Origin of the sequence: Paenibacillus sp. TC-CSREp1, from assembly GCF_050171015.1 — a bacterium.
Classification (GTDB): domain Bacteria; phylum Bacillota; class Bacilli; order Paenibacillales; family Paenibacillaceae; genus Paenibacillus; species Paenibacillus silvae.
Genome location: NZ_JBNOKM010000013.1, coordinates 236,248 through 251,628, shown reverse-complemented (window position 1 = coordinate 251,628; position 15,381 = coordinate 236,248). Strand labels below are relative to the sequence as shown.

9 protein-coding genes are annotated in these 15,381 nt (G+C 48.8%); 7 read left to right on the top strand and 2 right to left on the bottom strand.

Going from position 1 to position 15,381, the window contains the following annotated elements; genetic code table 11:
- Positions 1-599 precede the first annotated feature (599 nt).
- Positions 600-845 (bottom strand): cysteine-rich CWC family protein, encoded by a 246-nt coding sequence (locus ACQSGY_RS20960; RefSeq protein ID WP_427180444.1) that lies wholly within the window; start codon positions 843-845, stop codon positions 600-602.
- Positions 846-1,290: 445 nt separating this feature from the next.
- Positions 1,291-3,501 (bottom strand): endonuclease MutS2, encoded by a 2,211-nt coding sequence (locus ACQSGY_RS20955; protein ID WP_427180442.1) that lies wholly within the window; start codon positions 3,499-3,501, stop codon positions 1,291-1,293.
- Positions 3,502-4,011: 510 nt separating this feature from the next.
- Between ACQSGY_RS20955 and ACQSGY_RS20950 the strand changes: the two genes are divergently transcribed.
- The 7 genes from ACQSGY_RS20950 to pulA all read left to right on the top strand — a co-directional run bounded on the left by ACQSGY_RS20950 (position 4,012) and on the right by pulA (position 15,181).
- Positions 4,012-6,354 carry a helix-turn-helix domain-containing protein gene (locus ACQSGY_RS20950; RefSeq protein ID WP_427180441.1) on the top strand — a complete coding sequence of 781 codons (2,343 nt, stop codon included), beginning with the start codon at positions 4,012-4,014 and terminating at the stop codon, positions 6,352-6,354.
- Positions 6,355-6,647: 293 nt separating this feature from the next.
- Positions 6,648-7,601 (top strand): ABC transporter permease, encoded by a 954-nt coding sequence (locus ACQSGY_RS20945; RefSeq protein WP_188591572.1) that lies wholly within the window; start codon positions 6,648-6,650, stop codon positions 7,599-7,601.
- Positions 7,602-7,646: 45 nt separating this feature from the next.
- Positions 7,647-8,519: a carbohydrate ABC transporter permease gene (locus tag ACQSGY_RS20940; RefSeq protein ID WP_111270102.1), complete on the top strand. Its 873-nt coding sequence runs from the start codon at positions 7,647-7,649 to the stop codon at positions 8,517-8,519.
- Between the two features lie 122 nt (positions 8,520-8,641).
- A complete protein-coding gene (locus ACQSGY_RS20935; RefSeq protein ID WP_111270101.1) occupies positions 8,642-10,141 on the top strand; it encodes an extracellular solute-binding protein in 1,500 nt (499 codons plus the stop codon).
- 23 nt (positions 10,142-10,164) lie between these two features.
- Positions 10,165-11,268, top strand: coding sequence for a glycoside hydrolase family 88/105 protein (locus ACQSGY_RS20930; protein WP_427180438.1), 1,104 nt, complete (start codon positions 10,165-10,167; stop codon positions 11,266-11,268).
- A gap of 121 nt (positions 11,269-11,389) precedes the next feature.
- Positions 11,390-12,922, top strand: a complete 1,533-nt coding sequence (locus ACQSGY_RS20925) for an extracellular solute-binding protein (protein WP_427180437.1) — start codon at positions 11,390-11,392, stop codon at positions 12,920-12,922.
- A gap of 162 nt (positions 12,923-13,084) precedes the next feature.
- The gene (gene pulA / locus ACQSGY_RS20920; RefSeq protein WP_427180435.1) at positions 13,085-15,181 is read left to right on the top strand and encodes a type I pullulanase; all 2,097 of its coding nucleotides are present in this window, start codon (positions 13,085-13,087) and stop codon (positions 15,179-15,181) included.
- Positions 15,182-15,381: the final 200 nt, after the last annotated feature.

The following is a 15,381-nucleotide window of genomic DNA, read 5'->3' as shown; positions in this document are numbered from 1 at the left end:
TCCCATGTGGACACACCTCCGTTCCTCTTATTATCCTTCCGTCCGTTAACGGGTGTCCACTTTTTATTCTAGCAACATCAGAATCGTTAGGTTTGAGAATGGCCTGAAATCAACGAAATAACGTCTCCACGAATCGTTAGCCTTGGACAGTAATGTGACTGGACGAAGATGTTAGAGAGTTGCAGCTCAGCGTCGTTCCACAAGTTACATTTAATTATGTTACCAGCGACCTTTGCGACCTCAGCCGATCTAATTTACTCGCGAGTTTGCGCCACAGTTATACCTGTACACGAATCGTTAGCCTTGGACAGTAATGTGCCTGGACGATGAAGTTGGAGCATTGCGGCTCAGCGTCGTTCCGCAAGTTACATTTAATTATGTTACCAGCGACCTTTGCGACCTCAGCCGATCTAATTTACTCGCGAGTTTGCGCCACAGTTATACCTGTACACGAATCGTTAGCCTTGGACAGTAATGTGCCTGGACGATGAAGTTGGAGCATTGCGGCTCAGCGTCGTTCCGCAAGTTACATTTAATTATGTTACCAGCGACCTTTGCGACCTCAGCCGATCTAATTTACTCGCTAGTTTGCGCTACAGCTATACCTGTTCACGTACGTGGCTATCCAGACATCGCTGACAAATGCAGGATTTGCGGCGTTGCTCAGCCGGAATGCGCTCAAACACACCTTCAGGGAAAGAGGCTTCATTGCACCAGCACTCTGAATGTGGCTTGCCTGCAGCGTAGGAACAACCGTTGCTTTCTCCGCAAAGTGGACATGCAAGCTCGTTGACCGCATTTGTTTTACTTTGATTGCTGTGATTACTGTCCTGTGTATCCTTCATATTGTTCCTCCTTGTTCTACATACCCAACCCGTTGCTGTATTGCTCATCTATACTTCCACCATTCACTGATGAACACATTTACCCAAACATTCCTACTTTCATACATATCTCATCCATCTAGCCATCCATCTACCGACGCATCTAACCATCCATCTACCAATGCATTCCTACTAGCCATTCATCCATACATTACGAATTCATCCCAACCATACATCGATACAGCCATAAAGCTACCATTCATTGTTCATCATACATCTATCTTACCTGCATCTGATATCTGGACATTAATCTATCTTTGCATTCATCTATTCCCGCCACCAGCGGTATTCTTGTTCATTCCAGTATAACAAATACAAGCGCTCATACACCGTATTTCCATAGATCATTGGCTTGATTGCGGTACAAGTTAACGGGAAATGAACGTGAAGGGGCTCATCCCCTTCCTCATTCCTCTGGTGGCAATTCAATTTGCAGCCCTTCAATATGCTTGCGCCCCATCAGCTTGCGTTTTTTACGGTTTTCTTTCGTCTCCAGCACAATGTCCAGATCGTAGTTACCCGGGTACAGCTCATCCGCAGAGATGTGCAGCCGCAGGCGTTTCTTATGAATTTTCAGCTTGCGTCCCCGGATCATGACCCCAATCTGACCTCGATTGTCCTCTTCTTCACTTACAATACCCGCCTGGTCCAAATAGGCCGCATAGACACGATCCCCTTTACGAAAAGCACGAGCTGGCGAGACATTAGAGCCGGAAGTGTCATTGTTCTTTGGCGCAGTATCAGCTGGTGAAGAATGTTGCGCAGCAGATGCCGTAGTGTCATTTGGGACAGTAGTATGCGCATTATAGGCTTTAGGAACATGGTGTTCTTGAATAGCCGCATGCATTTTGAGAGTTGTATGCTCTTTAGGAACGACAGCCTCGGCAGGACTCATATCCTCCTCCACAGGGACATTATGTTCGGCAGAATCAGCTCGTTTATTAGAAGCGGTTGCTGGAGTGTGCGCTTCGCCATCCGATTGCAGCTGCGGTTCCTTTGGAGCAACGTGTACAGCACTTTCTGTCAAAGCAGCTTTACCCGCTACACATTTGGAGCGATGGATAATATGCTCAGGCATGCCCAGCTTCAGGGCGATGGAATAAGCGTAGCTCTCGCCGGCTTCCCCGATCCGAAGGCGATACAGAGGCTGGAGCGTGACCGTATCGAACTCCATACGTGCATTTTCAAAACTGGGTGTGGCTGCGGCAAAATGTTTAATTTCCCCGAAATGTGTTGTAGCCACAACGGTTGCTCCGCGACTGTGCAGTTCCTCCAGCATGGCTATAGAGAGTCCGACCCCTTCTCCGGGATCAGTACCTGACGCCATCTCGTCAATAAGCACAAGAGTTGAAGGATTGGCCTGCTCCAGAATCGCAATCATTTTCCGAATATGCGCCGAGAATGTGCTCAGCGCTTGCTCCATACTCTGACCATCACCGATATCGACGGCAATCTGATCATATACTGCCATCTCGCCACCTTCATCTACGGGAACAAGCAGTCCGGATTGCACCATCAGCGTCAGCAGCCCCAATGTTTTGAGTGCAACGGTTTTGCCGCCAGTGTTCGGACCTGTAATGATGAGAGAGGTGTACGTATATCCGATGGAAAAATCAAGCGGGATCATGGACGGCCCCATCAGGGGATGTCTCGCTCGATGCAACTGTACCTTACCGCAGGTATTCACTTGTACAGGCCGTCCGTCTATAGCCGCTGCATATTTGGCTTTGGCAAACAGAAAATCCAGAACGCCTATCGTTTCAGTATTCAGTGTAATTTCACGGCTGTACGATTCGGTGAGGGAGGTCAGGTCACCAAGAATTTTCATTTCCTCTCTGGATTCCTCGGCCTGCAATAAGGTAAGCTCCATCTGCAGACCTGTCAGCTCGGCAGGTTCAATATATACGGTTTGCCCGCTGCCCGATTCGTCGAGCACAGCGCCTTTGACATGCTTGCGGAATTCTTTTTTGATCGGTAATACATTTCTTCCATTACGCTGGCTTACGACCTGCTCCTGCATGATCGAACGGTGTTGGTTAACGAGGGAATCCAGCTTTCGTTTCATGCGCTCTTCCGTCACGCTCATCTTTTTTCGAATACGAGCCAGGTCTTTGCTCGCCTGATCCTGAATGTTTCCATGATGGATGCAGCGTTCGATCTCACTGAGCAGTGGTTCCATTAGCATCATGGAAGCCGCATAACCGCTAACATGGGGAGCAATGCCGGATTTGCTTTCCATGTATTTCATGAGTTGTGCGCTGCTGCGGAGAAATTGCACCAGATGACTAAAATCACGTTCACTGAACAGGTAACCTGTTCCAAGCAGGTCCATAATCGTCTCCATACCGTCGAGCGAAGGAATGGGTACACTTGCTCCGAGACGGACGAGAGCGGCGGCTTCTGCGGTTTCGTTTAGTCGTATCTGGATCTGGCGGGCATCGGTCATCGGCTGCATTTCTCTGGCATAACGTTTGCCCAGGTACGAGAGGGCACAGTCTGCAACATGTTTTTGAACATGCTGGAAGCCCAGACTGGTCAGGGTTTGTTCGTTTGAATTTTTGATATTTGTTGCAAGGCTCTGGTTCTGATTATGATTCTGGTTTTGATCAGGATTCATGTCTAAATCTCTCCTTAAAATCGTTTTGGGGGTGTTGTGTTGCCAATATCCCTCATGGAAAACACAAAAAGGGCGGAGAATGAACAAACGTCATTCTCCGCCCGGAATGTATGGGAAAGCAGAGTCCACTATGGGCCTATAATGAAAAAATCCGCGCTGAACACAGCGCGGAAATAGACCCGGACATTGGCAATCCCGGAGGCGATGTTTGATTTCCGCTGTTCTTAACTAAGTACAGGGCTCTGGCGCATCATGAAATACACGTATGCCATAAGGCACAAGCGTCATGAAAGGCCAAACTCCTGAATATGAAACTTGATTAGTTAAGAACGCTCACCGACATCAAAATCTCTCCTTCAACCTGAGGAATATACATGTAATATAAACTGGAAATCACTTCAAAGTCAATCAATCGTAATAAAGATGTGGACTTGATTATGTTTGGGTTTTAAAATAACAATAGTAATTTAATCCAATGAAAGCGATTTTATTAAAAGGGAGATGCTCTTCTTGCCTAAATATCTATTGCGTCTGCTCTGCTTTACCATGATTCTTGGGGCCTTGCCAGTCATCGTAATTGGTTCCGTCTCCTATACGATTGCTTCGCGGGATATCGAACAGAAGGTGCGAGAGAGCAATCTTCAAATACTGCATCAGACCCAGATGAGGGTGGAGCAAGTATTACGAAGTTTACAGTTATCCTCGATACAGTACGTCAATTCACCACTGGTGCTGCGGGCGATGAAGCAACCGCTGGATAGCAGCGAATTTCAGGAGATTCGTGATCTGACCTCGGGGTTTAACAACCTGCAGGCGGTGACAAGTATTGATCAGGCATATCTTGTGAATCTGGACGAAGACTGGGTTGTATCGATGCGTTCATTTGGCAAACTGAGTGACTTCAGCATTCGAGATCGGATTGGCACTTATCTTACATATACCAACAGTTTGTTCTGGGTGACTCAAAATAAAAGCTCAGCCAAAGAGAGCGTGCCCGTATCGGCAGGCATGGGCGAGGCTTTGACGGAACAGGCCCAACCTCCAACCTTGATATCTTCCGATAACGTTGTGAGCATGGTTTTTAAAATTCCGATGGTGCCGACCAATGTCAAACCGAAGGGGTTTCTTGTCATTGATATTGCGGATGCAGAGCTCAGCAGCTTTCTGAGCCGGAATCCGAATTCCGGTGATCTGTACGTGCTGGACCAGGACCAGCAATATTTTTTGAACGATACCAATTATGGCAGCAAGTACGATCAACTGAACAAAAACATACAAGAGAAGGTTCAGATGTCAGGTGAATCGCAAGGTTTCTTCAGTGCAGAAGTAGAAGACAAACCTGTAGCAGTCAGTTATAGGCAGTCACCATTTAATGGCTGGTTATATGTATCTGTGGTCTCTCTGGGGCAGATTACGGCCCAATCGCAGAAAATTGCCGTAGTCACCGGTGTGGCTACGTTAATCATGTTATGTGTGACAGGGCTTGTAGCGATATATGGCAGCCGGCGTATGTACTCACCCATCTCCAGACTGCTGCAATTTACCAAGGGCCTGGATTCACCTCTCCCTCCAGCAGGGCGGCGTCAGGATGAGTTTATTTACATCGAGGAACGCCTGTCTACCCTGTTCAGCTCGGAGCAAACGATGCGCGAGCAGATGAAGGGGCAGCATGTGCATCTGCAGGAGTTCTTTATGACCAAGCTGCTGACAGGCAAAATATCGGAAGAGGATTTCAGATATCAGGGGGAATTATACGATTTTCCAACCGGCTGGTCACATCTGGGTGTGCTCATGCTGCAGATTGATACTCTGGAAGGTACGAGGTATGAGGAGAAGGACCGAGACCTGCTGCTGTTTGCGGTGAATAATATAGTCGGTGAGCTGCTGCCTTCTAAAATTCGCTTCACACCGGTCATGCTGGATGATGCACAGGTCACCGTGCTTGCGTCATCATTGAATGATGAGGTGCAACTGAAGGAGTGGATGCATAAACAGGCCGATTGGATACGTGAGCGGGTTGTGACCTATCTGAACCTGCCCGTAAGTATAGGCATCAGTCGAGCGTATTCCAGCATTGGAGCTACGCCGAGAGCGTATCAGGAGAGCAGAGAGGCTTTGCAGGGCAGAGTCAGCCTCGGAAGCCGGATTATTTTGCACTATGAGGACATTCAACCGAGAGGTCAGATGGAGGCTGCGCTCTATACCCAGCTGCGAATGATTGAAGATCAGTTGGCTTCAGCGCTCAAGCAGGGGGACGAGGAGAAAACAGATATGTATTTCACGCAATATTTAGGTCTGCTGGCAGATAAAAAGCTTCATTTCAGTGAATATCCCGTCATTATGGTTCAGCTGCTGTCCCGGGTATATCAGCTGGTGCAGGAGCAGGGGGGAGATGTTGCCGAAGTGCTGGGGGAGAAGGCTTCCATGGCTTACCTGCTCAAGCTGTCCACCCTGGATGAGATGACAAACTGGTTCCGCAAGCGACTCTTTCAGCCTGTCATTCGTTTCTGGAGGGAGCAGGAGGAGTCTCAGTACATGAATATCGCTCGCCGGATGATTCGATTGATCGAGGAGCGGTATGATCGGGATTTGTCGCTGGAGGCTTGTGCGGAAGAACTGAACTTCCATCCCGTCTACCTGAGCCGGGTTTTCAAGAAGGAAGCAGGGGTGAATTTTACCGAATATCTTGCCGAGTACCGTATGGAAAAAGCCAAAACATGGCTGCAGACGACGGATCTGAAAATCGCAGAAATCGCAGAAAAATTGAATTATACCAATCCAACGGCATTCATCCGTACCTTTCGCAAAATAACAGGAACAACTCCCGGCAAGTACCGGGAGCAGCAGCGGTAAAAACAAGGCCTGCTCTGCCCGCCATGGCAGACAGGCTTTTTTGCACATAAGCTGGATTTATCTAAGGCTGCTTCATGCTTATACACCAGAGTTAAACGAGGAATATGCAGGTTGAAAGCAGTTCATTTGGTGTGCATCCAGCTGGCCCCAAAACGCTCTAACCCTTGATACATAAGCATAAACAAGAGGCTAAAACGAGACGATAGCCAGTGATTCGATTATCAGCCACAATGGAGACATGAATTCAGGAAGTGATCTTTTGTAATCGTTTCCAACGTGGGGAGGAAGACACTATGAAAGCCGAAACGGCGGCTCGGACACGGCCCGCTACCCGCAGTGACAAAAATCTGCTGTGGAGGGACATCATCAAAAACCGGTGGCTGTATATCATGCTCATTCCGGGAGTGCTTTACTTTGTTATTTTCAAATACATACCGATGTATGGCATTACGATGGCTTTTCAGGATTACACACCGTACAAAGGTATCCTGGGGAGTGATTGGGTAGGCTTCAAACACTTCCAGCGTTTCTTCGGTGAACCGCAGTTCTGGACGTTGTTCCGAAATACGTTTTTGCTTGCTATCTATAATCTGGTTTTCTTTTTTCCACTGCCAATCGTACTTGCACTGATGATGAATGAGGTTCGGCGGGAGCGGTTCAAACGATTTGTACAGACGCTGGTTTACGTTCCACACTTTGTTTCCTGGGTCGTTGTTGTTGGTGTGTTCTACATGCTCTTCACGACTGAAGGCGGCGCCATTAATGAACTGCTTTATAATCTGACGGGGCAAAAAATAGCTTTCCTGCTTGAGCCGGGATGGTTCCGGTCCATGATTGTAGGTCAATCCATCTGGAAAGAGGTAGGCTGGGGCACGATCATCTTCCTGGCCGCACTCTCTGGTGTAGATACACAGCTCTACGAAGCTGCACGGATCGACGGTGCTAACCGCTGGCGTCAGACCTGGCATATTACGCTGCCTGCGATTCGCAGTACCATCATTATTTTGCTAATTCTCCGTCTGGGCAACTTCCTGGACACAGGCTTTGAACAGATCTTCCTGATGCTGACACCGACCAATCGTGATGTGGGCGAGGTATTTGATACTTACGTGTACACCAAAGGTCTTACTCAGGCACAGTACAGCTACAGTGCTGCCGTCGGATTGTTCAAGTCGATTGTCGGACTGGCGCTGGTGCTTGGTGCGAATACGCTGGCCAAAAAATTCGGGGAGGAAGGCGTCTATTGATGCATTACAGCAGACGTTTTTCATCAGACAGGAGTGAACATTCAGATGCAACAGGATAAAACATGGGGCAACCGGATCTTTGATTTTGTGAATCATGGGTTGCTGCTGCTCATCGGCATTGTGACCGTAATCCCGTTCATTTATATTTTGGCTGTGTCCTTTACCAGCCCGCATGAAGTAGCCAAGGGAGGATTTATCCTTTTCCCAAAAGAATTCTCTTTGGCGGCATACCGTTACATTTTCTCGACGGACACCTTGATTCGCAGCCTGGGCGTGTCGGTATACATTACCGTGGTCGGCACGCTGATTAACCTGCTGTTTACGTCGCTTATGGCTTATCCGCTCTCCAGAAAATATTTGCGCGGACGCCAGCCGATTCTGCTGGGTGTGCTGTTCACGATGCTGTTCAGCGGCGGTATGATTCCAACGTACTTTGTCGTTAAGTCTCTGCATCTGACCGATACGCTATGGTCCCTGATGCTGCCAACGGCGATCAGTGCGTTCAACCTGATCGTGCTCAAAAACTTCTTCCAGGCCATCCCGGATGAGCTGGAAGATGCAGCGAAGATTGATGGCTGTAACGATGTTGGCGTATTGTTCCGCATTGTGCTGCCGCTGTCGATGCCAGCGATGGCTACCTTCTCCCTCTTTTACGCCGTGGCACACTGGAACAGCTTTTTCAGTGCCGTTATCTATATTAACGATAGTGAGAAGTGGCCTGTTCAGGTCTGGCTGCGTGAGATCGTCATACTGGCACAAAGCCGGATCGGTGATACGAGCATTGAAGAAACCGAAATTCAGCCGCTGACAATTCGTATGGCCGTTATCGTGTTCTCTACGATTCCGATTATGCTGGTGTATCCATTCCTGCAAAAGCATTTTGCCAAAGGAGTGATGCTTGGTTCGGTCAAAGGTTAATGGTGCTGGATTGAGAATGTACTAATGAAGTGAGATCGGGTCAATGAAGTGAGACGGATTGAGATTGGATTGAAATATTTCAATAAAGTGTGACTGTATATCCAAAGGGAGGTTTTCATGAAATGAGAGCAGTGAAAAAGAAAGCCGTAGCTGCCTTGAGCACACTGGCGTTAGTGGGCGGTTTGCTGGCAGGATGCGGATCAGATGAGGGTCAGGCTGCCGAGGGTGGCGTACAGAACATATCCATCGCTATTGCACAGGTGGGTGATGTGCCAGGCAAGGGCAACGAGGTACAGAAAAAGATTGAAGAGTACACCAATACCAAGCTGGATATCCAGTGGATTCCCGCTTCTGCATACAATGACAAAATCAATGTCATGATTGCCTCCAGCGATATGCCCAAAATCGTCAAGGTGCAGTATAACCCCACGGTGACCAGTGCAATGCGCAATGATGTGTTCTGGGAAGTGGGGCCATTGCTGAACGATTACAAAAACCTTTCTGCCCAGAATGGGCGTTTCTTTGACAACATCAAGGTTGACGGCAAGATCTACGGTGTACCGGTATTTTCTGATATTGCACGGGCAACGGTTATATACCGCAAAGACTGGTTCGACAAGCTTAATCTGAAAGTGCCAACGACACCGGATGAGTGGTACAACACGATCAAAACGTTGGCGACCTCTGACCCGGATGGAGACGGTAAGGACAATACCTTTGGATTAATGCTTTTTAAAAAGTATAACGAGGATCAATACTCCTTCACGACACGTCTCGGTGTAAGTTTCGGTGCTCCGAACAAGTGGAAGGTGGAAAGCGATGGCAGCTTCACACCTGAATTCATGACACCCGAATATAAACAGGTAATGGATTTGCTGAAACGACTGTATGAAGAGAAGCTGCTCAACCAGGACTTTGCCGTTTTTGATTCGACCGAAGCCGAGAAAAAGTACGATTCCGGCGTTGTGGGCATGCGTGTTGGTGTGGCCCAGAACGGTAAAAGCCAGCAGGAGCGTTTGTCCAAAAACAACCCGGACGGCGTTGTTGATATTGCGGGTCTGCTAGGGCCGAATGGCGACCGTGTAGCTGGACAGACAGGCAACTCCGGCATTCTGGCATTCCCGAAAGCAACGGTAAAATCGGAAGAAGAGCTGAAAAGCCTGCTTGCTTTCATTGACAAACTGATGGACCCGGAGATGGCTACACTGCTGATGCGGGGTGTGGAAGGAAAGCATTACACCAAGTTAAGTGACAATGAAGTCGAGATGAGTGACTTCGATGCGTTCCAGCGTGAAGTAAAGCCTTATCGTGATAACTTCCCTTATGTAGAGGGTTACAACGTACCTAAGCTGAAGGATACGGAGCTTGGAGAGAAGGGAACAGCCTTGGTGAAGGAGCTGGCTGAACATGCCGTGCCGAACCCTGCATTAACGCTGTATTCACCAACATACGGTGATCGCGGAGCAGACCTGGATCAGATGATTGCCGATGCACAAACCAAGTACATTATGGGCAAGATCGATCAAAGCGGCTGGGAAAAGGAAGTAGAGAACTGGGCCAAGTCTGGCGGAGACAAAATCCGTGAGGAATACGCCGAGGACTATAAAAAGCAGGCTCAATAAAGAGCAGAATCGGAGGATGAAGCATGAAGCAAACGCTGCAACATACACCTATGCGCATGGCCGACCAGTTTATGGAGAGTTATCGCAGTCATGAGCTGTATTCCACCTGGCATTATGAGAACGGCTGTCTGCTGAAAGCACTGGAGGAGCTGTACGCGACCACAGGTGAGCAGAGATATTTTGATTACATCAAGGAGCTGATGGACCTCTATATTCAGGAGGATGGCTCCATTCGTTCCTATACAATTGAGGAATATAATCTGGATCAGATTAATCAGGGGAAATCACTGTTTTTCCTGCTGGAGAAAACGGGAGAGGAGAAGTATCGCAAAGCTTCCGAGCTGCTGATGACCCAGCTTAAAGGACAGCCGCGCACCCGTGAGGGTGGATTTTGGCACAAAAAGATTTATCCGTTCCAGATGTGGCTGGACGGATTGTACATGGCAACACCGTATCTGACCCAATACGGGGCAGTGAATGGTGAAGCGAAGTGGTTTGACAAGGCTGCCCTGCAGCTGCTGCTGGTCGAAGAGCGCACACGTGATGCACGCAGCGGTTTGTTGTACCATGCCTGGGACGAGAGCAAGGAGCAGCGCTGGAGCTCCGGCGAGACAGGATGCTCCCCGCATGTCTGGAGCCGGGCAGTAGGCTGGTATGTGATGGCCGTTGTAGATACGCTGGACTATTTGCCAGTGGATCATGAACAGCGCGGACAGATTATCGGCATTTTCGAGCGGCTTGCCAATGCACTTGTACATGTACAGGATCAGCAGACAGGGTTATGGCCGCATCTGCTCGATCAGCCGGGACGTGAGCGGAACTATCTGGAGGCGTCGGGTACGTCGATGTTCGTTTATGCTCTGGCGAAGGGTGTGCGCAAAGGTTACTTGAGCGGCAAGTTCAAAGCGATTGCGGAAAAAGGGTATCAAGGTCTGCTGCAGCATCTGCTGCAAACGGATCAGGAGGGCATGCTTTCCCTGACACAGTGCAACGGGGGAGCGGGACTCGGGGGAACGCCTTACCGTGACGGGTCTTACGAATACTATGTGACCGAATCCATTCGCATCAATGATCCGAAATCGGTTGCTCCGTTTATTTTGGCAGGGGTAGAGATGGAACTGGCATAACGCTGGTTCTTTTCTTCCGAGATTTATGATAACGCATACATTTTGAGGTTGAAGGCATCTATGAGTGGGGATGAGGGCAAGATCGCTGAACAATAGGCTTATCCAAAAGGAGAGATGGTTCATGAGTCCAAAAGGTCCAGGAATTTCAAAGAATAATGCTATGCTTCGCATAGGAAGCTTCGTTATTGTAGGTGCGATGTCTGCCGGACTGCTGGCAGGATGCGGGGGAGAAAAGGCTCCGGCTGCAGAAGGAGGCAAGCTGCCTATTTCCATTTCATTGATGCAGGTGGGAGATGTGCCCGCCAAGGAAAATGCGATTGAGAAAAAGATTGAGGAATATACCAACACGGATGTAAACGTGCAGTGGATTCCACAGTCGGCGTTTGATGACAAGGTGAATGTGATGGTGGCATCAGGGGAGATGCCAACGATTATGCGTGTCAATTATGTGCCTACTACATTTAATGCAGCGAAGACAGGGCTGTTCTGGGAGCTCGGGCCTTATTTGAAAGACTACAAGAACTTGTCTGCCCAGTCCGAGGCTCATTTCAACAATATCAAGATTGAGGGCAAAATCTACGGCATCCCGAACTTCCGGGATATCGGCCGGACGGCGATCGTGTATCGCAAAGACTGGTTTGACAAGCTGAAGCTGGATGTCCCGAAATCGCTGGATGACTGGTATGAGGTGATGCGTGCGATTCGCAAGGATGATCCGGATGGCAATGGCAAGGAAGATACGTACGGTGCGCTGCTGTTCAAAAAGTATAATGAGGGCGTCTCCTCACCGCTGACCCGGATTGCTGTAAGCATTGGCGGAGTTAACAAATGGGGTGTGGATGATGCTGGCAAACTGACCCCGGAATTTCTGACCACCGAATATGTGGATACGATGAAGCTGTTCAAGCGTCTGTTTAATGAGGGGCTGATTAACAGTGATTTCCCTGCACTCGACCCTTCCGATGCGGACAAAAAAATGGATTCAGGGCTCGTTGCCATGAAGCTGAACGGTGTGGCCCAGAACGGAAAATCCTCTCAGCAGCGTCTTACACCGAATGCACCGGAAGGAATTATTGACGTAGCACCATTCCAGGGACCGCAAGGCATTCGCATTGCGGGTGAGCCAGGAAACTACGGCATGCTGGTCATTCCTAAAGCCTCTGTACAGGATGAAGAGCAGCTCAAAAAAGTGCTCACATTCCTGGACCAGCTGATGGACGAGGAGCTTAGCACGCTTCAGCTGCGTGGGCTGCTTGATGTACATTACAGCAAAACAGCGGATGGCAAAACGGAATTAAAAGACTTCGACGCGTATCAGCGCGAGGTCAAGCCGTATCGGGATAACCTGCTTAGCGTAGAAGGATATAATGTGCCTGAACTGGTCGATGTTCCGATTGGCATGAAAGGAACCAAGATGGCTCGTGAAAATGAGCAGTATGCCATCGCTAACCCTGCACTGACCCTGTCCTCGGAGATTTACACCGAGCGTGGTCAGGAACTGGATCAGATGATCTGGGATGCACAGACTAAATACATCATGGGTAAAATTGATGATGCTGGCTGGGAACAGGAAGTTGCCAGCTGGAGAAAAGCAGGCGGTGACCAGCTCATTACTGAACTGGAGGCATCGTACAAAGAGCTGAATGGTAAATAAAACAGGATCAAACCTGCGAGAAAGCAGCTGTGATGGAAGTATACATCACGGCTGCTTCTTTTTGAGCTAATCTATTATGGCTTATCCGTAGAACGGGTATAAAGGGTAAAGAGCCCTTTTTTTATAAACGCTTATTACACTTAACTCGCCGAGAGGAGAACGATGATGATTGACGACAAGAAGAGACAGCCAGCCGCCAAAAAAGCGAGTTCAGTCCAGATCACTGCTGTATATGAAGGAGAAGATCTCGGGGTTACACTTGGAGAGAATCTGTGCGTTTTCAAGGTTTGGTCTCCAGCGGCCGTTCAGATGCAGGTTCTTCTATATCCGCCACTAACAGGCGAAAGCTCTGATGAACATTCAGATCAAATGAAGCAGCAGGTTATGCCGATGCAGTCCAATGAGCAGGGGGTGTGGGTTCTTGATCTAGCGGGGGAGTGGCGAGGTTATCGTTATATGTTCCGGCCCACCTTTGCCAATGGAGCCTCAACTACAGCCGTTGATCCTTATGCACGAGCAGTTACCATGAATGGGGAGATGGGGGTTATCGTAGATATGGAGCAGACCCATCCTGAAGCATGGCATGAGGACCAGCGCCCGGAGTTGCATCATGCCACCGATGCTGTGCTGTACGAGCTGCACGTTCGGGACTTTTCCATTCATCCCTCCTCAGGCATCGTGAACAAAGGCAAATATCTGGCATTCACGGAAACGGGGCTGCGTGATGAAGAAGGTCAGACACTTGGCATTGACCATCTGGCTGAACTGGGCATTACGCATGTGCACCTGATGCCTGTTTTTGATTTTGCCACGGTAGATGAAGCAGGTGTAAATGGTCATATGCATGATGCCTCCAACTATAACTGGGGATATGATCCACTGCATTACAATGTGCCGGAGGGCTCGTATGCATCACGTGCAGACGAGCCCGAGACACGCATTCGTGAATTCAAGTCCATGATTGCTGCACTTCACCGTAAAGGGATCGGGGTCATTATGGACGTAGTTTATAACCATACATTTGATACAGCAGGCAGCTCGTTTGAAAAGCTGGTTCCCGGCTATTATTATCGCCAGCATGCAGATGGAACCTATAGCAACGGTTCAGGCACCGGGAATGAGGTGGCAACAGAACGAGCGATGGTTCGCAAGTTTATTATCGATTCGGTTCGATTCTGGGCCGAGCAGTATCATGTGGACGGTTTTCGTTTTGACCTGATGGGGCTGATGGATATAACCACGATGAAACAGCTTGCCTCTGAGCTTCATACTCGCGTGTCGCCTTCCATCCTGTTATACGGGGAACCTTGGGGAGCGCTGGAATCTCCGCTGGCAGATGAGATGACCTTGAAGGGAACGCAGCGTGGAGCAGGTTTTGCAGTATTCAATGACAATTTCCGAGGCGTTATTAAAGGGGATAGTGATGGAGACGGCAAAGGATTTGCGACAGGTGAAGAAGGGAAGTCAGCCGATTTATGGACAGGGGTGCAAGGGTCTATTCATGATTTTGCGGCAGCGCCATCCGAAACGATTAATTATGTAACCGTACATGATAATCTCAATCTGTGGGATAAGGTTGCACGAACACAGGGTTTGCAGGAGGTGCTGGGTTTTCTGCAGTATAACGAGGATGGAAGCCTAAAGGGCTGCAGCAGCGTCGAAGAGGCGGTGAGGAAGGCCAATCCCTATCTTCAGGTCGATCCGCATGATGTACTTGGGAACGAGACGGTAAGGCGCTGTCTGCTTGCGAACGGCATTGTACTGACCTCACAAGGTATTCCCCTTATTGCAGCCGGAGACGAGCTGCTGCGCAGTAAATACGGGGATATGAACAGCCATCAGAGCGGAGATATGGTTAATGCGATCCATTGGGAACAGAAACAGCGGTTTAAGCCGGTGTTCGACTACTACCGGGGACTCATTCAGCTGCGGCGGGAGCATCCGGCATTTCGCCTGCGTACACGCGAAGCGATTGAGCAGTATGTTTGTCTTTTGCATCAAGAAGAAGGACTCCTTGCTTATGAGCTGCAAGGTGCTGCGGTGGAGGATACATGGCAGCGGATAGTAGTGATCTATAATGCGGCTATGCGGACTCGCTCCATTCCCATTCCTTCGGGGGTATGGAACGTCGCTGTTGAAGATGGACGAGTGTACGCACATTCGCTTCGTGCTGTGCAAGATCGTCAGAACGGCCATTACGGAGAAAGTGAAAAGATTGAGGTCAAAGGTTTATCTATGACCATTTTATATTCAGTATGATATTTCATTCGGTACATGAGTAATATCTGTTCCAAAATATATACAGGATACTGTATTAGACATGTATGATACGCTTATGCGTCAAGACACTCTCTTGCAGGTTTGAGGGAGTGTTTTTTTGTTTGTACAGGTACAGAAGCTGTCAACCACAGCGCTTGTTTACATATGCTGTAGATGAAAGCGATTGCTCATTGAAAGCT

Bases quoted from the DNA above. Each gene is read 5' to 3' on its own strand.
- ACQSGY_RS20960 (WP_427180444.1), bottom strand. From the start codon at position 845: ATGAAGGATACACAGGACAGTAATCACAGCAATCAAAGTAAAACAAAT.
- ACQSGY_RS20955 (WP_427180442.1), bottom strand. From the start codon at position 3,501: ATGAATCCTGATCAAAACCAGAATCATAATCAGAACCAGAGCCTTGCA.
- ACQSGY_RS20945 (WP_188591572.1), top strand. From the start codon at position 6,648: ATGAAAGCCGAAACGGCGGCTCGGACACGGCCCGCTACCCGCAGTGAC.
- ACQSGY_RS20940 (WP_111270102.1), top strand. From the start codon at position 7,647: ATGCAACAGGATAAAACATGGGGCAACCGGATCTTTGATTTTGTGAAT.
- ACQSGY_RS20935 (WP_111270101.1), top strand. From the start codon at position 8,642: ATGAGAGCAGTGAAAAAGAAAGCCGTAGCTGCCTTGAGCACACTGGCG.
- ACQSGY_RS20930 (WP_427180438.1), top strand. From the start codon at position 10,165: ATGAAGCAAACGCTGCAACATACACCTATGCGCATGGCCGACCAGTTT.
- ACQSGY_RS20925 (WP_427180437.1), top strand. From the start codon at position 11,390: ATGAGTCCAAAAGGTCCAGGAATTTCAAAGAATAATGCTATGCTTCGC.
- pulA (WP_427180435.1), top strand. From the start codon at position 13,085: ATGATGATTGACGACAAGAAGAGACAGCCAGCCGCCAAAAAAGCGAGT.